The sequence below is a fragment of the Pseudomonas sp. B40(2017) genome (assembly GCF_002112855.1).
GTDB lineage: Bacteria > Pseudomonadota > Gammaproteobacteria > Pseudomonadales > Pseudomonadaceae > Aquipseudomonas > Aquipseudomonas pharyngis.
Genome location: NZ_NEIT01000003.1, coordinates 329,024 through 350,436, shown reverse-complemented (window position 1 = coordinate 350,436; position 21,413 = coordinate 329,024). Strand labels below are relative to the sequence as shown.

Annotated in this window: 22 protein-coding genes and 1 riboswitch; of the genes, 8 read left to right on the top strand and 14 right to left on the bottom strand. The window is 60.2% G+C overall.

Annotation, left to right across the window (positions count from 1 at the left end; genetic code table 11):
* Positions 1-25: 25 nt before the first annotated feature.
* Positions 26-252: riboswitch (cobalamin riboswitch) on the bottom strand.
* A gap of 166 nt (positions 253-418) precedes the next feature.
* Together CAF76_RS09060 and CAF76_RS09055 are read left to right on the top strand one after the other, a co-directional pair.
* The gene (locus tag CAF76_RS09060) at positions 419-1,003 is read left to right on the top strand and encodes a hypothetical protein (protein WP_039769816.1); all 585 of its coding nucleotides are present in this window, start codon (positions 419-421) and stop codon (positions 1,001-1,003) included.
* Between the two features lie 65 nt (positions 1,004-1,068).
* Positions 1,069-2,382 (top strand): sorbosone dehydrogenase family protein, encoded by a 1,314-nt coding sequence (locus tag CAF76_RS09055; protein ID WP_085648486.1) that lies wholly within the window; start codon positions 1,069-1,071, stop codon positions 2,380-2,382.
* Positions 2,383-2,447: 65 nt separating this feature from the next.
* Here CAF76_RS09055 and CAF76_RS09050 read toward each other — a convergent pair whose 3' ends face one another.
* The 5 genes from CAF76_RS09050 to CAF76_RS09030 all read right to left on the bottom strand — a co-directional run bounded on the left by CAF76_RS09050 (position 2,448) and on the right by CAF76_RS09030 (position 7,122).
* On the bottom strand, positions 2,448-2,984 hold the full coding sequence (locus CAF76_RS09050) for a C40 family peptidase (RefSeq protein WP_011333136.1): 537 nt from the start codon (positions 2,982-2,984) through the stop codon (positions 2,448-2,450).
* A gap of 220 nt (positions 2,985-3,204) precedes the next feature.
* Positions 3,205-3,825 (bottom strand): C40 family peptidase, encoded by a 621-nt coding sequence (locus CAF76_RS09045; RefSeq protein ID WP_039769810.1) that lies wholly within the window; start codon positions 3,823-3,825, stop codon positions 3,205-3,207.
* Positions 3,826-4,039: 214 nt separating this feature from the next.
* Positions 4,040-4,744: a DnaA regulatory inactivator Hda gene (hda, locus tag CAF76_RS09040; protein ID WP_007950396.1), complete on the bottom strand. Its 705-nt coding sequence runs from the start codon at positions 4,742-4,744 to the stop codon at positions 4,040-4,042.
* Positions 4,745-4,954: 210 nt separating this feature from the next.
* Positions 4,955-6,028, bottom strand: a complete 1,074-nt coding sequence (locus CAF76_RS09035; protein WP_064594507.1) for an AI-2E family transporter — start codon at positions 6,026-6,028, stop codon at positions 4,955-4,957.
* Between the two features lie 35 nt (positions 6,029-6,063).
* Positions 6,064-7,122: a DUF2066 domain-containing protein gene (locus tag CAF76_RS09030; protein ID WP_085648487.1), complete on the bottom strand. Its 1,059-nt coding sequence runs from the start codon at positions 7,120-7,122 to the stop codon at positions 6,064-6,066.
* A 375-nt stretch (positions 7,123-7,497) separates the two neighbouring features.
* Here CAF76_RS09030 and purM point away from each other — a divergent pair, with 375 nt between their 5' ends.
* The 3 genes from purM to CAF76_RS09015 are packed head-to-tail and all read left to right on the top strand — an operon-like array spanning position 7,498 to position 9,928.
* Entirely contained in the window at positions 7,498-8,556 is a 1,059-nt protein-coding gene (gene purM, locus CAF76_RS09025; RefSeq protein WP_007950393.1) for a phosphoribosylformylglycinamidine cyclo-ligase, read from the top strand.
* Positions 8,556-9,206 (top strand): phosphoribosylglycinamide formyltransferase, encoded by a 651-nt coding sequence (gene purN, locus CAF76_RS09020; protein WP_064378664.1) that lies wholly within the window; start codon positions 8,556-8,558, stop codon positions 9,204-9,206. The genes purM and purN overlap by 1 nt, the downstream gene beginning before the upstream one ends.
* 8 nt (positions 9,207-9,214) lie before the next feature.
* Complete coding sequence (locus CAF76_RS09015; RefSeq protein ID WP_007950391.1) at positions 9,215-9,928, top strand: DUF3108 domain-containing protein; 714 nt, start codon at positions 9,215-9,217, stop codon at positions 9,926-9,928.
* Positions 9,929-9,981: 53 nt separating this feature from the next.
* Here CAF76_RS09015 and CAF76_RS09010 read toward each other — a convergent pair whose 3' ends face one another.
* Positions 9,982-11,607 carry a methyl-accepting chemotaxis protein gene (locus tag CAF76_RS09010; protein WP_085648488.1) on the bottom strand — a complete coding sequence of 542 codons (1,626 nt, stop codon included), beginning with the start codon at positions 11,605-11,607 and terminating at the stop codon, positions 9,982-9,984.
* A gap of 130 nt (positions 11,608-11,737) precedes the next feature.
* Positions 11,738-12,775, bottom strand: a complete 1,038-nt coding sequence (locus tag CAF76_RS09005; RefSeq protein ID WP_371857899.1) for an amidohydrolase family protein — start codon at positions 12,773-12,775, stop codon at positions 11,738-11,740.
* A 147-nt stretch (positions 12,776-12,922) separates the two neighbouring features.
* Here CAF76_RS09005 and CAF76_RS09000 point away from each other — a divergent pair, with 147 nt between their 5' ends.
* Both CAF76_RS09000 and CAF76_RS08995 read left to right on the top strand, forming a co-directional pair.
* A complete protein-coding gene (locus tag CAF76_RS09000) occupies positions 12,923-13,339 on the top strand; it encodes an OsmC family protein (protein WP_007959010.1) in 417 nt (138 codons plus the stop codon).
* 61 nt (positions 13,340-13,400) lie between these two features.
* Positions 13,401-14,267 carry a pirin family protein gene (locus CAF76_RS08995; protein ID WP_085648490.1) on the top strand — a complete coding sequence of 289 codons (867 nt, stop codon included), beginning with the start codon at positions 13,401-13,403 and terminating at the stop codon, positions 14,265-14,267.
* A gap of 216 nt (positions 14,268-14,483) precedes the next feature.
* On the opposite strand, the gene CAF76_RS08990 is transcribed toward CAF76_RS08995, so the two are convergent.
* From CAF76_RS08990 to CAF76_RS08975, 4 genes are all read right to left on the bottom strand, one after another.
* Positions 14,484-15,212, bottom strand: a complete 729-nt coding sequence (locus tag CAF76_RS08990; RefSeq protein WP_085648491.1) for a dienelactone hydrolase family protein — start codon at positions 15,210-15,212, stop codon at positions 14,484-14,486.
* A 68-nt stretch (positions 15,213-15,280) separates the two neighbouring features.
* Positions 15,281-17,185, bottom strand: a complete 1,905-nt coding sequence (gene htpG, locus CAF76_RS08985) for a molecular chaperone HtpG (RefSeq protein ID WP_085648638.1) — start codon at positions 17,183-17,185, stop codon at positions 15,281-15,283.
* An 81-nt stretch (positions 17,186-17,266) separates the two neighbouring features.
* Positions 17,267-17,719: a PaaI family thioesterase gene (locus tag CAF76_RS08980; protein ID WP_064594494.1), complete on the bottom strand. Its 453-nt coding sequence runs from the start codon at positions 17,717-17,719 to the stop codon at positions 17,267-17,269.
* Entirely contained in the window at positions 17,716-18,192 is a 477-nt protein-coding gene (locus CAF76_RS08975) for a PaaI family thioesterase (protein WP_085648492.1), read from the bottom strand. Before CAF76_RS08975 ends, CAF76_RS08980 begins: the two co-directional genes overlap by 4 nt.
* A gap of 158 nt (positions 18,193-18,350) precedes the next feature.
* Between CAF76_RS08975 and CAF76_RS08970 the strand changes: the two genes are divergently transcribed.
* Positions 18,351-18,587 (top strand): hypothetical protein, encoded by a 237-nt coding sequence (locus CAF76_RS08970; protein ID WP_007959016.1) that lies wholly within the window; start codon positions 18,351-18,353, stop codon positions 18,585-18,587.
* Positions 18,588-18,664: 77 nt separating this feature from the next.
* Here the strand turns inward: CAF76_RS08970 and CAF76_RS08965 are convergent, their stop codons facing one another.
* The 3 genes from CAF76_RS08965 to brnQ all read right to left on the bottom strand — a co-directional run bounded on the left by CAF76_RS08965 (position 18,665) and on the right by brnQ (position 21,268).
* Complete coding sequence (locus tag CAF76_RS08965) at positions 18,665-19,066, bottom strand: MAPEG family protein (protein WP_085648493.1); 402 nt, start codon at positions 19,064-19,066, stop codon at positions 18,665-18,667.
* A complete protein-coding gene (locus tag CAF76_RS08960; RefSeq protein WP_011333121.1) occupies positions 19,066-19,803 on the bottom strand; it encodes a DUF599 domain-containing protein in 738 nt (245 codons plus the stop codon). Before CAF76_RS08960 ends, CAF76_RS08965 begins: the two co-directional genes overlap by 1 nt.
* A gap of 151 nt (positions 19,804-19,954) precedes the next feature.
* Entirely contained in the window at positions 19,955-21,268 is a 1,314-nt protein-coding gene (brnQ, locus tag CAF76_RS08955; protein ID WP_039769790.1) for a branched-chain amino acid transport system II carrier protein, read from the bottom strand.
* Positions 21,269-21,413 lie beyond the last annotated feature (145 nt).

Here is a 21,413-nt window from a genome sequence, read left to right as displayed (position 1 = left end):
AACAAGCCTGGCATCGCCCACCGTGATGCCGCTGGATGGATCAGGCCGGTCTCCGGGCTCATGAGCGGCTGGTGCCTGGCTGCGCGCCTTCCCGCTGTTAAGCAGTGGCATCAGACGCAGCTTTTACTCATTTACCGTTGCGGGGGCAGCGCCGGGATCGTGAGGGTTCTTCGCTCGAAGACCCGCCTCACCGGCTTCCCTGTTTCACTCTGTCGACATGCGCCACAGAGCACCTGAAACAAGCCGCGAAGGTTAGAGGGTTGGGGGTGGAGCGTCAATTGAAGAGGGGCTTGTGCGGCGAATAACTGCCATCGATCAATTAACTGACGCCAATCTTGTGCCACACTGACATGAGTGATATCAAAGAGCCATGCTCTTTGACTGCAGAGAGCCCATCACAATAACAAGGGAGAACCCCATGCAAGGCATGATCATCAGCAATCCGCGGCTGGAATTCCTGCGCCCGGTGCTGGAACGCTGGTTTGACTGTATCGACCGCTACAACGCCGTGCGCGGCGACAATGACACGCCCTACTGGCACGACGAAAAAGCCAACCTAGGCCTGCTGTCGGCCGCCGCGTGGATGGCTGAACTGGTCACCCTGCGCGACACTGCCACCCGCAAACAGAACGAAGAAGGCGAGCGCAACGCCCGCGCCGATTTGTTTATTGCTGGCGCCGAGGATCGCGCCTTCATTCAGGCGACCCAACGCTGGCCGCGCGTCACCAGCCTGAATCTGACCCAGGCCCTGGCGGATATCACCAGCGACGCCAAGCGCATCAGCTACGCCAGCGACCTGAAACTCGGCTGCCTGTTCGTCGCCCCGCAAAAAGCCCAGCACAGCGCCAGCCCGGAAGAATTGCAGGACATGGTCGACGACCTGCAAAAGGAACACACCTGCGCCGTCGCCTGGTATTTCCCCTACGCCTACCGCAAATTGCGCAGCGAAGCCGGCAACTATCACCCCGGCATTGCCGTGCTGTTCAAGGAAGCCCGCGGCTGAGGGTTGAACCATCGGGCTTGTGCGCTTCTCTATGTTTAGGAATGCATTCATAGGGAAGATCAGCAATGCGCAAGCCCCAGCTCGTTTTCGTCATCATGATCGCCGGAGGGCTCGCCGCCTGTGGTGAATCCTCCAGCCTGCAAGTTACCGACGGCACCGGTCCGTCACCGAAACTGCCCGAACCGAACAAGACCCTGATCCCGACGGTGAACATCGCCCCGGCCATCGGCTGGCCGGCCGGCGCCAAACCGACGGCAGCGGCAGGTACGCAGGTGGCGGAGTTTGCCGAAAATCTCGATCATCCACGCTGGCTCTACGTGCTGCCCAATGGCGATGTGCTGGTGGCGGAAACCAACGCTCCGCCCAAGCCCGACGACGGCAAGGGCATTCGCGGCTGGGTGATGAAAAAAGTCATGGGCCGTGCCGGCGCCGGCGTGCCCAGCCCGAATCGCATCACCCTGCTGCGCGATGCCGATCATGACGGCGTGGCCGAGACCCGCACGGTGTTCCTGCAGAACCTCAACTCGCCGTTCGGCATGACCTTGGTCGGCAATGATCTGTACGTCGCCGATACCGATCGCCTACTGCGCTTTAACTACGAGCCCGGCGCGACCGAAATCAACAGCCAGCCGATCAAGGTCGTGGATTTGCCGGGCGGCACGCTCAACCATCACTGGACCAAGAACGTTATCGCCAGCAAAGACGGCAGCAAGCTGTACGTCACCGTCGGCTCGAACAGCAACGTCGGCGAAAACGGTCTCGACCAGGAAGAAGGCCGCGCGGCGATCTGGGAAGTGGATCGCGCCACCGGCAACCACCGGATCTTCGCCTCGGGCATCCGCAACCCCAACGGCCTGGCCTGGGAGCCGCAAAGCGGTGCGCTGTGGACTGCCGTCAACGAACGCGATGAGATTGGCAGCGATCTGGTGCCGGACTACATCACATCGGTCAAGGACGGTGGTTTCTATGGCTGGCCGTTCAGCTACTACGGCCAGCACGTTGATGTGCGCGTGGAACCCCAGCGGCCGGACATGGTGGCCAAGGCCATCGCTCCGGACTACGCCGTCGGACCGCACACCGCGTCACTGGGCCTGACCTTCGCCGAAGGCAATCGCCTGCCAGCGCAGTTCAAGGAAGGCGCATTCATCGGCCAGCACGGCTCGTGGAACCGCAAGCCGCACAGTGGCTACAAGGTGATCTTCGTACCGTTTGCCGCTGGCAAGCCGAGCGGAACACCGGTTGACGTGCTGACTGGATTTCTCGACAAGGACGAAAACGCGCTGGGTCGTCCGGTCGGCGTGGTGATCGACCAGCAAGGTGGATTGCTGGTAGCCGATGACGTGGGGAACAAGGTGTGGCGGGTGTCAGCGACCCGCTAGTGTGTTGCAGGCATAAAAAAACCCGTGGGAGCCATTCAGCTCCCACGGGTTTTTATGTATCTGGGTTACGGGTTATGCGCCAGATGCTCTGGCTGCAGAACGCGCTTGGCGCTCAGATAGGCTTTCTGCCAATAGGCTTTCGACAGGCTGTCCAGCTTCACCGTGCCGCCAGTGGCCGGTGCGTGAACGAAGCGCCCTTCCCCGACGTAAATTCCCGCATGGCTGACCTGTGAGCCGCCATTGGTGGCGAAGAAGATCAGGTCGCCGGTTTGCAGCCCTTCCTTGCCGACATTCGGCGCCTGCATGACGATCATCTCGCGGGTCGAACGCGGCAGGCTGATGCCGGCGGCATCTCGGTAGACGAAACCGATCAGGCCACTGCAGTCAAAGCCCGAATCCGGCGTATTGCCGCCCCAGCGATAAGGCGTGCCGACCAGCCCTAGCGCGCGGAACAGCACGTCTTCGGCAGCGGGGGAAAAGGCCTGGGAGGATCCGAACACGATCGGAGCGCGAACCACCGGCGCAGGCGGCGGAGTGCGGCTGGCGCAGGCGCTGAGCAGCGCGGCGAAGAACATCAAGGCAAAGCGGGCCGACATCGTCATATGCAGAACATCCTGATCTGGCTGCGGCTTTGACTGCCGATTCGATAGAAAACAAAACCGCCTGCGTTGGGACGCAGGCGGTTTGCCATCAATGATAGATCAGGATTCTAGCGGCTACGCGGCAAACTTCAAGTAAGACTTTAACTTCACCTTGTAAAGTTTAGGTCTATTGCCTCTGAAGAGCCGCTTTGTCGCCACGAACGTGGCGACAAATGCGTGATTACTTGCGAGCGGTAACCACGGTTGGAGCGTTCGCCAAAGCGCGTTTGGCTTCGATGAAGGTCTTGCTCCAGTAGCTGTCGCCCAGGCTGTCGATGCGAACACCGCCGCTGCGACGAGAGCTGGAATGGATGAACTGGTTGTCGCCCAGGTAGATCCCGGCGTGGCTCACACGACCGCGACGACCATTGGTGGCGAAGAACAGCAGATCGCCCGGCTCAAGGTTGCTGCGCGAAACCAGCGGCGCATCCACGTTGATCATTTCGCGAGTGGAGCGTGGCAGGTTCATGCCGGCCTCTTCGCGGAACAGATAGCCGATGAAACCACTGCAATCGAAACCGGCTTCAGAGGTACCACCGAAACGGTAACGGGTACCGATCAGGGACATGCCGCGTTCGAGGATGCTGTCGGCCAGAACCGGAAGCTGGTAAGGCTTCTTGCCGTTGAAGTCGGCGAGTTCTTTTTCGGTGTCCAGCTCTTCCTGGTAAATAACGGAGGACTGGGCGGTGGCAGAATTTTTAACCTGTTGTTGCTGCTCTTGATTAACAGGTGAATGAGCAGCGCAACCGAACAACAGGGTGACGAGTGCGAGAGGCACGAGGGGTGCGAAGCGCTTTAGCATGGGCACGACCGTGGCTGATAGTTGTAAAGAAGCCGAGACTATGCCCGCTATCAGCCTCATTTGCAAATTCAATCGATCTTTTTGTGACTTCTCGGTTTCTCGTTAACATCTAAGCGCTTAAGCCTATTTGAATCGAGACGCAGCCTGTGCAACCCACAGGAAAGCGGGTTTTCTGGCGCCTGAAATATGCCGAAACCGGCTGAAAGCCCCGGTTTTACCAGCCCAGGGTTTCTTTCAGGAAGGGAATGGTCAGCTTGCGCTGAGCCTGCAAAGAGGCCTGATCGAGCTGCTCCAGCAGATCGAAAAGCGCGCTCATGCTGCGGGTACCGCGAGTCAAAATAAAATGCCCGACTTCATCGGTCAGGTGCAGACCGCGACGGGATGCGCGCAATTGCAGGGCACGCAATTTGTCTTCATCGGAGAGCGGACGCATCTGGAAGATCAGCGCCAAGGTCAGGCGCGATTTCAGGTCAGCCAGTTTGATCGGCAATTCACGTGGCGAAGTGGACGCCGCGATCAGCAGACGCCGACCGCTGTCACGCAGACGGTTGAACAGATGAAACATCGCCTCTTCCCAGTCCGCCTTGCCGGCAATCACCTGCAAGTCATCCAGGCAGACCAGTTCGTACTGTTCGAGGTTGTCGAGAATTTCGATGCCGCGATCCATCAGCTCGGCCAGCGGCAGGTACACCGCCGGTTCACCCATCTGTTCGAAGCGCAGGCACGCGGCCTGCAACAGATGCGTCCGCCCTACCCCGTGCTTGCCCCACAGATAGATCAGGCTTTCGGTCCAGCCGGCGTCGGCTTCGCATAGACGCTCGACATAGCCGAGTGCAGCGGCATTGGCGCCTGGGTAGTAGTTGATGAAGGTGGCGTCGTCACGCAGACGCACACCTAGGGGCAGCTGAATCGGTTTCATGCTGACTGAACAGTTCCCAAGGAACCGTTAGTGGCCTCTGTGTAAAGTGAGCGAAGTTTATACCCGTGAAGCGGAGCGCACAATGCGACAGACCCCAAGCAAAATCAAAGGTTTGCGTTAACGTGCTGGTTTTATGACAGTTTCTTTGGCGCCATGGCCTGCATGAGACAGGCCAACCCGGCGATCCACCGGGCAGCCCGACCTTCACGATTACAACTCCGGCTCATCCACCCCGCTATAGATGTCGGAATCCTTGTACAGATCGTGGACGTGTCGCACCAGCACCATGATCACCGCCGCCACCGGCAATGCCAGCAGCACACCAGTGAAGCCGAACAGCTCGCCACCGGCCAGAATCGCGAAAATCACCGCCACCGGGTGCAGACCGATCCGATCCCCCACCAGCAAAGGCGTCAGTACCATGCCTTCCAGTGCCTGACCAACCATGAACACCGCCACGATCCCGATCATCGGATAAAGATCGCCACCGAACTGGAACAACCCGGCAATCAGCGCCGCGCCGATGCCGATCACAAATCCCATGTACGGCACAATCGCCGCCAGCCCCGCGATCAGACCGATCAACAGGCCCAGCTCCAGCCCGACAATCATCAGACCGGCCGCATAGATCACGCCCAGCGCCAGCATCACCAGCAACTGCCCGCGCACGAACGCGCCCAGCACTTCATGACACTCACCCGCCAGCGCCACCACACGCTCTTCGCGATCACGGGGCAACAGGCCACGGATCTTGGCCATCATCACGTCCCAGTCACGCAGCAGGTAAAAGCTCACCACCGGGATCAGCACCAGATTCGCCAGCCAGCCGATCAGTGCCAGGCTCGAGGCCGTCGCCTGACTCAGCACCACACCAACGATATCCGTGGTCTGGCCCATGTGTTCGCTGATCGCGGCTTTGACCTTGTCGAACTTCCAGAAGCCGTCCGACAGCCCCAGCTTCGATTGCGCCCATGGCACGGCAGTGTGCTGCAACCAGTCGAGCATTTGCGGCGCCAGTTCATACAGCCGTACTAATTGCTTGGCGAGCATCGGCACCAGCACCAGCAACAACGCGGTGACGATCAGGGTGAACAAGGCGAACACCGTGATCACACCCCAGGTGCGGGACAACCCCAGGCGCTCAAGACGATCGACGAGCGGATCGAACAGATAGGCGAGCAACAGCGCCACCAGAAACGGCGTAAGGATCGGATGCAGCAACCAGACAAACGCGCAAAGCAGGAGCACCCCACCGAGCCAGAACCAACGCCGCGTATCGGCCATGTAACACTCCATTGCTTATATATAAGAAAGAAAACCTACCAGCGGAACCGCAAAGACGGCGCCACCGGTGCAGGCGTCGGCGCAACGACTGGTGGCGCCCCGGCGACCGCAGGCTGAGGTGCAGCGACCGGAGCCGGCGCCTCGGCCGGCAATTCCTGCAACTTCGCCAGCGACAACTGCGCCCGCAACTGATCGGCACTGCCGTTGACCCGATACAGGATGCGATCGGCATCGACACTCTGCAGACGCACGCCAAACGGTTCGAGTAACCGCAGCAGCGCCGCGTAGTGCTCCAGATTCATGCCCTGGACTTCCAGGGTCTGCTGGCCGGACGCGCCCGGCTTGGCCACAAAGCGTGGCGCCAGCCGTTCAGTCACCGCCAGCATCACCGCATCGGCCACGGCGGCCTGATCCGCGCCCTGCACGTTGCCCGCCTCTTTTTTGTCGCCCAGCCACAATTGCCATTTGGCCTGCCATTGCCCACCGTCTTCGCGGGCATGCACGGCGAGCAAGGCGTCAGCGTTGTAGCGCTCGGAAGCGTTACGCAGCGGCGCCGGGTCGGCACCTTCAAGCGCAGGCGCGGTTGCGACCAATTGCTCGCTCAAGTCCGCCAAAGGCAGGCGCAACGGCAATCCACGGTGCTGGGCGGCGCGGCGCAACTGTGTGGCACTGGCCTGTCCGTCGCCCACCAGGCTCGAACCCTCGGTCGAATCGTTCAGCCACCAACTCAGGATCGAGGGCCGGTTGGCGCCCCACAGCGCCAGCCCGGCGCGGCGCAACGCCTGCTCGGTGGTCCCCGGATCGAAATCGACTTTCAGCACTTCCGGCGGCCCGGCATCGAAACCGAACTGACTGATGATCTGCTGCGGATCCTTGCGAACCGGCGCCAGTCCCGGGTTCTGCGGGGCTTTCGGGTCGCCGGTCAGGCGCAGCACCAGCGTATCCAGTGCAGCCTGGGTCGCGCGATCGCGCTCCTCTGGCGACTGGCCAGTGACCGGCTCACGCACCTGATAAAGACCTTTGAGATTTTCCGCCTGGCTCGCCAGGCTGATCAGAGACAAGCCACCCACTAACAGCAGTTTACACAAACGCATGGAGAATTCCCGTCGACAAGAGCGGCTGGAACAGGCCGCGTGTACCGTTGTGGCAAGCCTGTGACCACAGGCCGTCGCAAAACATTCACACGCGGTCGGTAAGTTTTTGCACAGTCCTAACGATAGACGGTTCCTTATACAGGCACCCGTGATGTCGCCCACAGCGTCAATTGCAAAATTTTTCCACCGATATGCCCCTGCCCGTCGGCGTGAGGATGGCCGCTGCCCCTCAAGCCTGATAAAATCGCGCGCCTTCGCAGACCGGCAACAGCCGGGCACCCCGAACTTCGCGTGAGGCAATCGCCCCTGTCGGATTCGGCGCTCCCGCTGAACTCGGTCGTTACCCCTGAATCCCCTCCCCTAAAGGCCTGGATCATGAGCAAGCAACCCTCCCTGAGCTACAAGGACGCCGGTGTAGACATCGACGCCGGTGAAGCATTGGTCGAACGCATCAAGAGCGTCGCCAAGCGCACTGCGCGCCCGGAAGTCATGGGCGGCCTGGGCGGTTTCGGCGCCCTCTGCGAGATCCCGGCCGGTTACAAGCAGCCGGTACTGGTTTCCGGTACTGACGGCGTCGGCACCAAGCTGCGTCTGGCGCTGAACCTGAACAAGCACGACAGCATCGGCCAGGATCTGGTCGCCATGTGCGTCAACGATCTGGTGGTGTGCGGCGCCGAGCCGCTGTTCTTCCTCGACTACTACGCCACCGGCAAGCTGAACGTCGACGTAGCTGCCACCGTGGTTACCGGTATCGGTGCAGGCTGCGAACTGGCTGGCTGCTCGCTGGTCGGCGGCGAAACCGCTGAAATGCCTGGCATGTACGAAGGCGAAGACTACGACCTGGCCGGTTTCTGCGTCGGCGTCGTGGAAAAAGCCGAAATCATCGACGGCTCGAAAGTCGCCACCGGTGACGCCCTGATCGCCCTGCCATCGTCCGGCCCGCACTCCAACGGCTACTCGCTGATCCGCAAGATCATCGAAGTGTCCGGTGCCGACATCGAAACCGTGCAGCTCGACGGCAAGCCGCTGACCGAACTGCTGATGGCCCCGACCCGCATCTACGTGAAGCCGCTGCTCAAGCTGATCAAGGACACCGGCGCGGTAAAGGCCATGGCCCACATCACCGGTGGTGGCCTGCTGGACAACATCCCGCGCGTTCTGCCAAAAGGCGCTCAAGCCGTGGTTGACGTGGCCAGCTGGAACCGCCCGGCCGTGTTCGACTGGCTGCAAGAGAAAGGCAACGTCGACGAAACCGAAATGCACCGCGTGCTGAACTGCGGCGTGGGCATGGTCATCTGCGTGGCTCAGGAGCACGTTGAAGTTGCCCTGAACACCCTGCGTGACGCCGGCGAGCAGCCTTGGGTCATCGGTCAGATCGCTGTCGCTGCCGAAGGCGCGGCTCAGGTCGAACTGAAGAACCTCAAGGCTCACTGATGTCCCAGACCTGTGATGTCGTGGTGCTGCTGTCCGGCACCGGCAGTAACTTGCAGGCCCTGATCGACAGCACGCGGACCGGCGACAGCCCGGTCCGCATCGCTGCGGTGATTTCCAACCGCGCCGACGCCTACGGCTTGCAACGCGCCAGTGACGCGGGTATCGCCACCCGCTCGCTGGATCACAAGGGATTCGAGGGCCGCGAGGCCTTCGATACCGCCCTGATCGAACTGATCGACGAATTCAACCCCAAACTCGTGGTACTGGCCGGCTTCATGCGCATTCTCAGCGCTGACTTCGTCCGTCACTACCAGGGTCGCCTGCTCAACATCCACCCGTCGCTGCTACCCAAATACAAAGGGTTACACACTCATCAGCGCGCGCTGGAGGCTGGCGACGCCGAACACGGCTGCTCCGTGCACTTCGTCACCGAGGAACTCGATGGCGGACCACTGGTCGTACAGGCAGTAATCCCGGTAGAGTTGCACGATTCGCCGCAAAGTCTGGCGCAGCGGGTTCATGCTCAGGAACACCTGATCTACCCGATGGCCGTACGCTGGTTCGCCGAAGGACGGCTGAGCCTCGGCGAGCAAGGTGCTTTACTGGATGGCCAGCCACTGCCGGCCAGCGGTCACTTGATTCGAAACTAGGAGATATTATGCGTCGCGCCCTGCTCTTCGCTTGCGCTCTGCTCGCCCTGCCCTTCGCGCAGGCGGCAGACCTTCAACCGTTCTCCGCCAGCTACACCGCCGACTGGAAACAGCTGCCCATGAGCGGCACCGCCGAGCGCAGCCTGACCAAACAGGCCAACGGCGTCTGGAAGCTCAGCTTCAAAGCCTCGATGATGATTGCCAGCCTGTCCGAGGAAAGCACCCTGACCCTGGACAAGGACACCCTGCTGCCACAGTCCTACCACTTCGAACGCGGTGGTCTGGGCAAGGCGAAAAAGGCTGACCTGGACTTCGACTGGGCCAACAAGCTGGTGACCGGCACCGACCGCGGCGACGCGGTGAAAATCCCGCTCAACCGTGGCATGGTCGACAAATCCACCTATCAACTGGCGCTGCAGCATGACGTGGCCGCCGGCAAGAAAAGCATGAGCTATCAGGTAGTCGATGATGGCGAAGTCGATACCTACGACTTCCGCGTGCTGGGTTCGGAGAAGGTCGAAACCAAGGCCGGCCAGATCGATGCGATCAAGGTCGAGCGTGTCCGCGATCCGACACAAAGCAAGCGCATCACCGTCCTGTGGTTCGCCAAGGACTGGGATTACCTGCTGGTTCGCCTGCAACAGGTCGAAACCGACGGCAAGGAGTACAACATCATGCTCCTCGACGGTACGGTCAACGGCAAGACAGTCAAAGGCAGCTGATTCAACAAAAAGCCCCGCAAATGCGGGGCTTTTTTTCGCCTGTCGAACGCTGATCAGACCGAGAACCTGGCGACCATGCTGTTCAGGTCCACCGCCAGCCGCGACAACTCCTGGCTCGCAGCGCTGGTCTGATTGGCCCCGGCAGACGTCTGCATCGCCAGGTCACGGATGTTCATCAGGTTGCGATCAACCTCCCGCGCCACGGCCGCCTGCTCTTCCGACGCACTGGCGATCACCAGGTTGCGCTCGTTGATCAAGGTAAACGCCGAAGCGATTTCCTCCAGCGCAATGCCGGCGGCCTTCGCCAGCTCCAGGGTCGAGCGCGCCCGGACGTTGCTCTGCTGCATCGAGCTGACCGCCGAATCGGTGCCCTGCTGGATGCCGCCGATCATCTGCTCGATCTCCTGCGTCGACTGCTGAGTGCGATGGGCCAGCGCCCGCACTTCGTCCGCCACCACCGCAAAACCCCGTCCGGCATCTCCCGCCCGGGCAGCCTCGATCGCCGCGTTCAACGCCAGCAGATTGGTCTGCTCGGCAATCGAGCGGATCACGTCCAGCACTTTGCTGATGCTATAGACCTTCTGCGCCAGATCCTCCACCTGCGTGGCATTGGCGGTGACATCGTCCGCCAGCAGCTCGATGGACGACACGGTCTGCTGCACCTGCTCGCGGCCATGCTGGGCAATACGATCAGACTCACGGGACGCCTCGGAAGTCGCGACGGCATTGCTCGCCACCTCCTCCACCGCCGCCGTCATCTGGTTGACCGCCGTAGCCGCCTGTTCGATTTCCAGACTCTGCTGATGCAGCCCCCGCGTCGCGTCTTCGGTGACGCAGCTCAACTCTTCCGAGGCCGAGGCCAACTGACTGGAGGACTCCGAGATCCGGCGGATAGTGTCACGCAGGTTGTGCTGCATGCTCTTGAGCGCGTGCAGCAGCCGCGCCGGTTCGTCCTTGCCGGAAATGCTGATATCTCCGGTCAGATCGCCTCCGGCCACCACTTCCGCGACATTGAGCGATTGCGACAGCGGCAGCACGATGCTGCGGGTCAGCAATAACGCCAGCGCGATGGTAATCAGCGCAGTGATGCCGATCATCACCCCGACCCACACCCGCGAGTTGGTGAACACCAGCCGTGCGGCCTCTGTGGCGAGGTTGGCGTTGTGCTTGTTCAATTCGACCAACTCACGCAGGGTCACTGCAATTTCATCCGCCAGCGGGCTCATCTGTCCATTGAGAATGGCGGCCGCCTCTTCCACTCGTCCCTGAGCAGACAACGTCATCACCTGTGCCTGAAGCTCCAGGTACTTGTGTTCAGCGACCTTGAAGCGGTCGAACAGCGCGCGCTCTGCGGGCAACGCGATCAGGCTGTCGTAACGTTGCTGGGCTTCACTCAGCACACCGCGCAAATCATCGAGCTTGGCCACGTTCTGCTCCAGCGCCTGCGGATCGCGATTGAGCAACAGGCGCATGGTCAGCGCACGCAGGCGCAGCATGTCCTGGCTCATCTCGCCCACCGCCATCACGCTGGGCAGCCAGTTGTTGTCGACCTCGTCGGATTGCGCACGCATGTTCGACATCTGCAACAGGGCGAACGCCCCAAGGGCAAACACCATCAGCGCCAGCACGCCAAAACCCAGCCCGGCCCGGGGCGCAATATTGAGACTACGGATACTCATTGCTCTGGTTCCTTCCAAAAGCGCTGCATCAACCCTGCAGCTGGTTGTTCTAGAAGGTATCGGCCCTTTTAAAAAATGCGTAAGACCAAAACGCGATATCAAAAGGCCTTGATCCTACGAACCCTCGGCATTAACGATTCAGCGTGGGTTTGCCGGACTTGAGCGCTGTTCGCGGCAATATCGCCAGGAAGTTGTCCCGTGCGACTTTTTTCGCCACGGCTTCCGGCAAGGCGTCGAGAAACGGCTTGAAGCCGTGGATTTCCTTGCCGAGTTTGTTGAATCGCCCGACCACGTCCGAACCGATCATGAACCGATCCGGATAGCGCTCTACCAGTTGCACCCATTCCGCTCGCGGCTGACCCTTTTCGTCCAGCAGATAAGGCGTCAGCAAGCTCCACGACAGATCGATGAACAGGTTCGGGTAATCCTCCAGCATTCGCGTGAGGGTCGGCAGCAGAAAATCCAGCTGCGTCTGATGACGATGGATTTCGGCGCTGGTGCCGGCATGCGCCCAGATGAACCGGGTGTGCGGATGATTACGCAGCGGCTCTTCGATTTCCTTCAGGTACAGGGGGTTCTTCTCACGCTTGGAGGTGATGTTGGAATGCAACATCACCGGCAGATCGTTTTCAGCGGCCAGGTGATAGATGCGGGTCATGGCTTCGTTGTTGGCGCGTGGCGTGTCGCCGGAGGTGAGTGCGGTGAGATCGTCGTGACGAGTGAAGACCTCGCCGATGCCCTGCCACAAGCCGGGATACAGATCGAGCATGCGCTGGATGTGCGCGGCGGAGTTCTTGTCGTTGGGGTTGAAGCCTGAAAGAAACGGGTGAAAGTACTGGCGTTGCTCCGGCGTCAGCTTCTGCACCGCGTCGGCGACGATCACGTCAGTCGCGCTGTACCAATAGGCATCGGCGTCATCGCCGGCGTAGTAACGCGGGCGCTTCGGCTCGTCTTCGTGCCATTTCTTCGCCACGGGAATGCCGGAAATCATCACATGCTCGATGGCATTTTCCTTCATGGCCGTCAGCAATTTCGGCATGCCGGCGGTTTCCTGGAAAAAATCCACGTAATGCAGGTGCGCGTCACTGTAGGTGTATTCCCGGGCACTGGCGGCGCCGGTGAAAGCCATCAGGCAGGCAAGGCTCAAACGAAACACGGACACAAGCATTCTCCGGCAGACAGGCATAGCCTAGACCCTCGCCGGGCAACGAGGGTTCACCCGGCAAGAAAGTGGAACGCGCCTGTGTGGGAAATGCTCTATACCTGCAAGGTCTTTTTTGATCGAATCCCTTTTCCTACAGCTTGCGAGGTTCACATGACCGTTACCGTCAATACCGTGTCCGCCGAAGGTTTTCGCCACACCGTTCAGATCGATGAGCATGAGCTGTTTGCAGACGTCCCGACGACGGCTGGCGGCGAAGGCTCGGCTCCGGAGCCGCACGATTACTTCGACGCCGCCCTTGGTGCCTGCAAGGCCCTGACCCTGAAGCTGTACGCGAAGAAAAAGGACATCCCGCTGACCGGCGTCGGCGTTGAGGTCAAACGCGACAACAGCCAGGAACAGAAAGGCAAATACGCCCTGCACGTGACCCTCACCCTCAAGGGCGTGCTCACCGATGCCCAGCGCGAAGAACTGCTGCGCGTCGCCGATCGCTGCCCGATCCACAAGCTGATGACCACCAGCGAAGTCACCATCGAAACCCACGCGCCAGTCGGCTTCGACAGCCAGTAATCACCTCGATGACACCGGCGGGTTATGCTCCACGCATCACCCGCTCAGCCTGGAATGGACCATGGACACCCAACCCCTGATCATCCGCCCGCGCGCCGAAGACGTCGAAGGCCAGCCGATCCTGCGCCCGCTGCCGTCAGCCAAATGCCGCAGCGTCGGGCCTTTTGTGTTTTTCGACCACATGCTCGAAACGGTTTATCCGGCGGGCAAAGGCATGAACATCCGGCAGCATCCGCACATCGGTCTGTCAACCCTCACGTATTTGTTCGAAGGACAGATCCAGCACAAGGACAGCCTGGGTTCGGATCAGGTGGTCAGCGCCGGCGATGTCAGCTGGATGACGGCTGGTACGGCGATCGCGCACGTCGAGCGCACGCCTGAACCGCTGTGGGAGCAAAGCTTCAAGATGCACGGCCTGCAAATCTGGCTCGCCTCGCCCAAGGATCACGAACAAGGCCCGGGGCATTACAGCCACCACGCGGCCGCGACCTTGCCGGTCAGCGACAACCTCGGCGTGCAGATCCGCATGATTGCCGGGTCAGGCTTTTGCCTGGAATCACCGGTGCCGGTGCTTTCTCCTACGCTGTATGCCGAATTGAAGATGCAGACTGCGACCACGCTGCTGATCCCGACCGAACATGAAGAGCGGGCGCTGTACGTGTTGAGCGGTGATGTGCAATTGAATGGCGAAGCGGTCGAACCCCATGCGCTGGTGGTGTTGCCGGCCGGGGAAGAGATGAGCCTGTTCGCCGAGAGCGACAGCCACGCGGTGTTGTTCGGTGGTGCGCCACTGGATGGGCCACGGCGGATCAACTGGAATTTTGTCGCGAGCGATCCGGCGGCGATCGATGAGGCGCGGCGCAAGTGGGCGGCCGGGGACTGGCCGACGGTACCGGGGGAAGTCGAGCGGATTGAACTGCCGCGTTAAACCGCCGGCCCTCACCCCAGCCCTCTCCCAGGGGGAGAGGGAGCCGACCGAGGTGTCTTGCGTTATACATCGACCTGAAACACCGAGTCGATTATGGATTCAACAATGCAAGTTCAGGTCGGCGTAGCTCTGAAATATGCCCCAATCGATCCCCTCTCCCTTCGGGAGAGGGTTAGGCGGGCGGCGTTCCGATGAGGGGCTTTTGCTCTTCAGGCTTCAGCCCTTGAACACTTCTTCCAGCAAGTCATGCATCGACCTGAACGCCCGCGCTGCGGTCTTCGCGTCGTACATCATCTTGCCCGGCACATTGGCGTGCGGATCGGTGAACGAGTGCACGGCGCCACCGTAGCTCAGCAACTGCCAGTCCACGCCAGCAGCGTTCATCTCGTCCTCGAATGCCGGCAACTGCTCTTTCGGCACCAGCGGGTCCGAAGCACCGTGCAGCACCAGCACCGAGCCCTTGATGTTCTTCGCGTCCGCCGGGTTCGGCGAATCCAGTGTGCCGTGGAACGACACCGCCGCTTTCACCGGGGCACCGGTGCGGGCCAGATCCAGCGCGCAGCAGCCGCCGAAGCAGAAGCCGAACACCGCCAGTTTCGAGGTATCGACCACCGCCTCGCCCTGCTTCTGCAATTGCTCGAATGCGGCCTGCATACGCTTGCGCAGCAGCGCACGATCATTCTTCAGCGGCATCATCGCCGCACCGGCCTGATCAGCGTTCTGCGGACGTACGGCCTGGCCATACACGTCAGCGATCAGCACCACATAACCCTTGGCCGCCACCGATTTGGCGATATCTTCAGCGCCAGCGCTGACACCCATCCAGTTCGGCGCCATCAGCAGACCCGGACGCGCGCCTTTGTGCTCGGCGTCGAAGGCCAGGCGACCTTCATAAGGCTGGCCGTCAATCTGATAGACCACGGAACGTACAGTGACTTGGCTCATTTCTGACTCCAGATTGGTTGAATTCCAGAATGAAAAAACCCGCCGAAGCGGGTTTTTCTGCAGCTTGGTTAAACCGACAGTTCAACCAGCAGCTTGTTCAGACGTTTCACGTAAGCGGCCGGGTCTTTCAAGCTATCGCCCGCCGCCAGGGCGGCCTGGTCGAAGAGGATGTGCGACAGGTCGCTGAAGCGATCTTCGCTGGCCTCGTTGTCGAGCTTCTCGATCAGCGGGTGGCTCGGGTTGAATTCGAAGATCGGCTTCGAATCCGGCACCTTCTGCCCACTGGCCTCGAGGATCTGACGCATTTGCAGACCCAGATCTTGCTCGCCAATCGCCAGAATGGCCGGCGAATCGGTCAGGCGATGGGAAACCCGGACTTCGGCAACGGAATCGCCCAGTGCGGTTTTCAGGCGCTCGACCAGACCTTCTTTCGACTTGGCGACTTCTTCCGCGGCCTTCTTGTCCTCTTCCGAGTCCAGGTTGCCCAGATCCAGGTCACCGCGCGCGACGTCGACAAACGTCTTGCCGTCGAATTCGCTGAGGTAACTCATCAGCCACTCGTCGATACGGTCGGTCAGCAGCAGCACTTCGATGCCTTTCTTGCGGAAGACTTCCAGGTGCGGGCTGTTCTTGACCTGCGCGTAGGTTTCGCCGGTGAGGTAGTAGATCTTGTCCTGACCTTCCTTGGCGCGCGCCAGGTACTCGGCCAGACCGACGATCTGCTCGCCGTCGGTGCCATTGGTCGATGCGAAGCGCAGCAGACCGGCAATTTTTTCCTTGTTGGCGAAATCTTCTGCCGGGCCTTCTTTCATGACCTGACCGAAGTTCTTCCAGAAGCCCTTGTATTGCTCAGGCTCGTTCTTCGCCAGCTTTTCCAGCATGTCCAGCACGCGCTTGGTCAGCGCCGACTTCATCGAGTCGATGATCGGGTCTTTCTGCAGGATTTCCCGCGACACGTTCAGCGACAGGTCGTTGGAGTCGACCACGCCCTTGATGAAGCGCAGGTACAGCGGCAGGAACGACTCGGCCTGATCCATCACGAACACGCGCTGTACGTACAGCTTCAGGCCTTTCGGCGCTTCACGCTGGTACAGATCGAACGGTGCGCGGGCCGGCACGTACAGCAGCGAGCTGTACTCGAGTTTGCCTTCAACCTTGTTGTGACTCCACGACAGCGGGTTTTCGAAGTCGTGAGCGATGTGTTTGTAGAACTCCTGGTATTCCTCGTCCTTCACTTCGGTGCGAGGACGGGTCCACAGGGCGCTGGCGCGGTTGACGGTTTCCCATTCAACTTCAGGCTTCTCTTCGCCTTCGGCAGCGGCCACTTCTTTCGGCAGCTCGATCGGCAGCGCGATGTGGTCGGAGTACTTCTTGATGATGTTGCGCAGGCGCCAGCCATCGGCGAACTCGTCTTCACCGGATTTCAGGTGCAGGACGATGCGGGTGCCGCGCTCCGGCTTGTCGATGGTGGCGACTTCAAATTCGCCCTCGCCTTTCGACGACCAGTGCACGCCTTCGCTGGCAGCAGTGCCGGCGCGACGGCTGTACACGTCAACTTTGTCAGCAACGATGAAGGCCGAGTAGAAACCCACGCCGAACTGACCGATCAGGTGCGAATCCTTCTTCTGATCGCCGGACAGGTTCTTCATGAAATCGGCAGTGCCGGATTTGGCGATGGTACCCAGGTGGGTGATCACATCGTCACGGTTCATGCCGATGCCGTTGTCTTCGAGGGTGACGGTCTTGGCGTCCTTGTCGAAGCTCACACGGATTTTCAGTTCAGCGCCATCTTCGAGCAACTCAGGCTTGGCCAGGGCTTCGAAGCGCAATTTGTCGACAGCGTCAGAGGCGTTCGAGATTAATTCGCGAAGGAAGATTTCCTTGTTGGAATACAGCGAATGGATCATGAGGTGCAGCAGTTGCTTCACCTCGGTCTGGAAGCCCAGGGTTTCCTTTTGAGTTTCCACACTCATGGTCATCAAACTCCAATCAGATGGCATTGGCCGCGACCTTGCTGGCCGGCGGCGGGTTGTTCTGTGAGTTGGGGGCGTGGTTCAGGATTTCAAGGGCTCATCGATTTTGAAGTGAGCACGGGCGGTGGCAATCGGTTCGCTTTCGGTGCTTTGCCAGGCCGTGACTGCGACGTTGGCCACCCGCCGGCCCTGACGGCAGACCTGACACCGGGCCCAGGTGTCGCGAAACTGCCCGGCCCGCAGGTAATCGAGGGAGAAATCGATAATTTTCGGTACACCGGGCGCGCCGGTGAAAATCAGCAGGTGCAGGGCCGCGGACAGCTCCATGAACCCGGCAATCACTCCGCCGTGAATCGCCGGCAATAAAGGGTTACCAATGTTGTCCTTGTTTGCTGGCAGCCTGAACAGCAAGTCATCACCGACTCGCGAACACTCGACGCCGATCAGTCCGGCATAGGGAATCAGCTTCAGCAACGGCGCGTAGTCACCCTTCTCGTGTGCCTCTTGCAGTTGCTGCTTGAAATCGTCGCTCATGGGGTTTCTCCCTTGATCGCGCCACCAAAGCCTTTGGTGCCTTTAAGGCCCTTGCCCATGCGCATGAAGGTGCCGACGACATGGGCAATCGGTTGCTCGGGATCATCCTGATAGGCGAAGCCGCGAGCGAAGATCACATCGGTGGTGACTCGATAACATTGGGCGAAGCCATACACGTCTTTACGCGGCTCGGCGGCGTGCATGTAGTCGATGCGCAGATCGAGGGTCGGGCAGACTTCGAATTCCGGCAGGACGCACAGGGTCGACATGCCGCACGCGGTGTCCATCAATGACGTGATTGCCCCGCCGTGGATGACGCCGGTCAGCGGATTGCCAACGATCTGCGCACTGTACGGCAGCACCACCGTCAGGCCTTCGCTACTTGCGCTGTGCACCTTCAATCCCAGCACCTGACAGTGGCGCAAGGCCGAGAGAAACCGTGTCGCACGCTCAAAAACGGGGTTTTCGGCCATTTGATAATTACTCTTGTTAGTGGCTATTCCCAGTAGTGGAAAGAACAGCAAAAGTTCCATTGCAAAACAAACTTATATATCTGAAAGAAATGAGGAACTTAAGCCGTGGGCCTGAGCTCTTAAGGCCAGTAGTTATTTTCCATAAGGAGAAACACCCCATGCGTAAGACTTTAGCTATTGCCTTGATGTTGACCGCTTCCCTCGGTCTCGCTGCCTGCGATAAAAAATCCGAGGACAAAGCTCAAGATGCCAACCAACATGCTGAACAAGCTCAGCAAGACATGAACAAAGCTCAGGATAAAGTGAACGACGCAGCGAAAGAAAACGCCGAAGCTGCCAAAGCTCAGGCCGAATCGAACGCTGCAGCGCAAGAAGAAGCTGCCAAGAAGCAATAAGCCGCTTCTCGACAGCCCAAAAGAAAACCCGCCAAGTGCGGGTTTTCTTTTGCCTGTGATTTTTTGCCCATGCCGTCTTAGAGCAAGACAGTTCTAAAAGTCGGACTAATCATCAGCAACAATGAACACACTAAGCCGACCAGCCAGACCAGACTGCGCAGCTTGGGAATATCCGCCAGGTAAAACCACAGATAGAAAATCCGTGAGATCACGAAGATGATCGCCAATGAATCGATCAGCCATCCCGCCGTCTGCGTGGTATGCGCCATCAGCACGCCAACGGCGAACAGGATGAACGCTTCGATGCTGTTCTGATGTGCCGCCAGTGCCCGGGCGCCGTAACCGGTGAGTTGCGCCTGCTGCTGACGCGGCAGGTGGTTGTTGTAACCGCCCTGCTCTTTCATGGCCTTGCCGACCGGCATACGCGCCACGTAGATCAACAATGCACTGATAAACACACACCAGAACGGAATACTCATCAAGCAGCCTCTTTGTTCGCTTCGGGCAATGGCGCCTCTGTAGGGGTATAGACCATTACATCGAGCACGTCGGAATGAAACTCCCGGCGATACAACACCAGCACCACGCCGGCGCTCATCAACATGAACAGCCACGGGCTGACGAACCACGCCAGCATGCTCATCCCGAAGTAATACGAACGCAGACCGAAGTTGAACTGGTTGGCCGCCATCGAAATCACCCGCGCCGCCCGCGAGGCGAACGCCTTGCGCTCCTGCTCCGAGACTTGCCGCTCACCGATCATCGGGGCCGAGCCGACCAGAATGGCGGCGAAGTTGTACTGGCGCATGCACCAGCTGAAGGTGAAGAAGGCATAGACGAACACCAGCGCCAGGCACAGCAACTTGATCTCCGACATGCCCTGCGAGGCCTGTTGCACCATCGGAATGTCCGCCAGCAATGACACCGCGCGCTCGGAAGCGCCGAGCACGGTCAGAATGCCCGCCAGAATAATCAGTGTGCTGGAAGCGAAGAACGAGGCGTTGCGTTCAAGGTTGCCGATCACGCTGGCATCGGCGATGCGGTTGTCGCGCAGCAGCATGCGGCGCATCCAGTCTTCGCGGTACAGGTGCAGCACGCTGGCCAGGCACGCGGTGTCACGGCCCTTCCAGGTGGCATAACGGGTGTATCCACCCCAGCAGATGACAAACCAGAGCGCGGCCAGCAGATGGATCAGGTTGGCTTGGATGAACGACATGCAATTCCCTGTGATGAAGATTTCGGCTCCCCTTCGACGTTAGTCGACGGAAAAAGACACTGCCTCACGCCCATAAAAAATGCCCCGTATCGATTGATACGGGGCATTTCTGTTTAATCGCTCGGCAGCCGCTTGTGGCGGCCCGGCAATCTTAGGCGAGTGCTTCGGCGCGCTTGCCCAGCAGGCGGTCACAAACCACGGCAACCACCAGGGTCATCACGCACGGCACCAGCCACGCCAGACCTTGCTCGCTCAGCGGCAGGTGCGCCAGTTGCGATGGCATCCAGTCAGCCAGACCGGCGCCTTTCAGGGCATCGATGGTACCGAACACAAACGACACCAACATTACCGGGCCCATGATGCGGCTCTGTTCATGCCAGAACGCCGCACAGAAGCTCAGGGCCACCAGCACGATGCACGGCGGGTAGATCGCGGTCAGTACCGGGATCGAGAACGCGATCAGCTTGGTCAGGCCCAGGTTGGACACCAGCAGCGAGAACGCCGCCAGGATGATTACCAGGGTCTTGTAGGACAGCGGCAGTACGCGGCTGAAGTATTCGGCACAGGCGCAGGTCAGGCCAACCGCCGTCACCAGGCACGCCAGGGAGATCAGCACGGCGAGGAAGCCGCTGCCCAGCGAACCAAAGGTGTGTTGCACGTAGGCGTGCAGCACCGCCGCGCCGTTGGTCGCGCCCGCCGCCACTTCATGGCTGCCGGACCCCAGACGGAACAGGCTGACATACACCAGTGCCAGACCGACACCGGCAATCAGCCCGGCGATGATCGCGTACCGGGTGATCAGCGCCGGCGACTCGACGCCACGGGAGCGAATCGCGTTGACGATGACGATGCCGAACACCAGCGCGCCGAGGGTATCCATGGTCAGGTAACCATTGATGAAGCCCTGGGAGAACGGTGCCGCAACGTATTCCGGAGTGGCCACGCCGATGTCACCGGCCGGCAGTGCGAATGCGGCGATGCCGAGCACGGCCAGGGCGATGATTTTCAGCGGCGCGAGGAAGCGACCGACGGTGTCCAGCAGACGCCCAGGGTAGAGCGAAATGAAGAACACCAGCAGGAAGTACACCGAACTGTAGAGGAACAGTGCCAGCGGGCTCTCGCCGGTCAGCGGCGCCAGACCTACTTCAAAGGAGACGGTCGCGGTTCGCGGGGTGGCAAACAATGGGCCGACGGCCAGGTAGCAAGCCGCTGCCAGCACGCCACCAGCGATTTTGCCGATCGGGCTGCTCAGGGCGTCCATTGCGCCACCGACCTTGGCCAGTGCGACCACGGTGACCACCGGCAGACCGACCGCCGTGATCAGAAAGCCCAGCGCCGCGATCCAGACGTTAGGCCCGGACTGCAAGCCGACGATAGGCGGGAAGATGATGTTGCCGGCCCCGACGAACAGGGCGAATGTCATAAAACCAAGTGCCAGGATGTCCTGACCTTTCAAAACTTTCATTAAGGAAATACCACACTACTGAATCGGAATTTAGAGGGGGATTTCCCTGTGGGGTTAGGGAAATGCTGTCAATCCGTATAAGACTGACCCGTTTAGCGCGTTGCATGCCTTGTGGGCGGCAGACGCAAAATGGCGGCTAGCCTAA

What these genes read in the sequence shown, in the direction of transcription:
- hda (WP_007950396.1), bottom strand. Translation starts at nt 4,744, where the DNA reads ATGAAACCGATTCAGCTGCCCCTAGGTGTGCGTCTGCGTGACGACGCC.
- CAF76_RS08975 (WP_085648492.1), bottom strand. Translation starts at nt 18,192, where the DNA reads ATGGCCGAAAACCCCGTTTTTGAGCGTGCGACACGGTTTCTCTCGGCC.
- htpG (WP_085648638.1), bottom strand. Translation starts at nt 17,185, where the DNA reads ATGAGTGTGGAAACTCAAAAGGAAACCCTGGGCTTCCAGACCGAGGTG.
- CAF76_RS09010 (WP_085648488.1), bottom strand. Translation starts at nt 11,607, where the DNA reads ATGAGTATCCGTAGTCTCAATATTGCGCCCCGGGCCGGGCTGGGTTTT.
- CAF76_RS09060 (WP_039769816.1), top strand. Translation starts at nt 419, where the DNA reads ATGCAAGGCATGATCATCAGCAATCCGCGGCTGGAATTCCTGCGCCCG.
- CAF76_RS09055 (WP_085648486.1), top strand. Translation starts at nt 1,069, where the DNA reads ATGCGCAAGCCCCAGCTCGTTTTCGTCATCATGATCGCCGGAGGGCTC.
- CAF76_RS08970 (WP_007959016.1), top strand. Translation starts at nt 18,351, where the DNA reads ATGCGTAAGACTTTAGCTATTGCCTTGATGTTGACCGCTTCCCTCGGT.
- CAF76_RS08965 (WP_085648493.1), bottom strand. Translation starts at nt 19,066, where the DNA reads ATGAGTATTCCGTTCTGGTGTGTGTTTATCAGTGCATTGTTGATCTAC.
- CAF76_RS08995 (WP_085648490.1), top strand. Translation starts at nt 13,401, where the DNA reads ATGGACACCCAACCCCTGATCATCCGCCCGCGCGCCGAAGACGTCGAA.
- purN (WP_064378664.1), top strand. Translation starts at nt 8,556, where the DNA reads ATGTCCCAGACCTGTGATGTCGTGGTGCTGCTGTCCGGCACCGGCAGT.
- purM (WP_007950393.1), top strand. Translation starts at nt 7,498, where the DNA reads ATGAGCAAGCAACCCTCCCTGAGCTACAAGGACGCCGGTGTAGACATC.
- CAF76_RS08990 (WP_085648491.1), bottom strand. Translation starts at nt 15,212, where the DNA reads ATGAGCCAAGTCACTGTACGTTCCGTGGTCTATCAGATTGACGGCCAG.
- CAF76_RS09045 (WP_039769810.1), bottom strand. Translation starts at nt 3,825, where the DNA reads ATGCTAAAGCGCTTCGCACCCCTCGTGCCTCTCGCACTCGTCACCCTG.
- CAF76_RS09015 (WP_007950391.1), top strand. Translation starts at nt 9,215, where the DNA reads ATGCGTCGCGCCCTGCTCTTCGCTTGCGCTCTGCTCGCCCTGCCCTTC.
- CAF76_RS08980 (WP_064594494.1), bottom strand. Translation starts at nt 17,719, where the DNA reads ATGAGCGACGATTTCAAGCAGCAACTGCAAGAGGCACACGAGAAGGGT.
- CAF76_RS09000 (WP_007959010.1), top strand. Translation starts at nt 12,923, where the DNA reads ATGACCGTTACCGTCAATACCGTGTCCGCCGAAGGTTTTCGCCACACC.
- CAF76_RS09050 (WP_011333136.1), bottom strand. Translation starts at nt 2,984, where the DNA reads ATGACGATGTCGGCCCGCTTTGCCTTGATGTTCTTCGCCGCGCTGCTC.
- CAF76_RS09030 (WP_085648487.1), bottom strand. Translation starts at nt 7,122, where the DNA reads ATGCGTTTGTGTAAACTGCTGTTAGTGGGTGGCTTGTCTCTGATCAGC.
- CAF76_RS09035 (WP_064594507.1), bottom strand. Translation starts at nt 6,028, where the DNA reads ATGGCCGATACGCGGCGTTGGTTCTGGCTCGGTGGGGTGCTCCTGCTT.
- brnQ (WP_039769790.1), bottom strand. Translation starts at nt 21,268, where the DNA reads ATGAAAGTTTTGAAAGGTCAGGACATCCTGGCACTTGGTTTTATGACA.
- CAF76_RS09005 (WP_371857899.1), bottom strand. Translation starts at nt 12,775, where the DNA reads ATGCTTGTGTCCGTGTTTCGTTTGAGCCTTGCCTGCCTGATGGCTTTC.
- CAF76_RS08960 (WP_011333121.1), bottom strand. Translation starts at nt 19,803, where the DNA reads ATGTCGTTCATCCAAGCCAACCTGATCCATCTGCTGGCCGCGCTCTGG.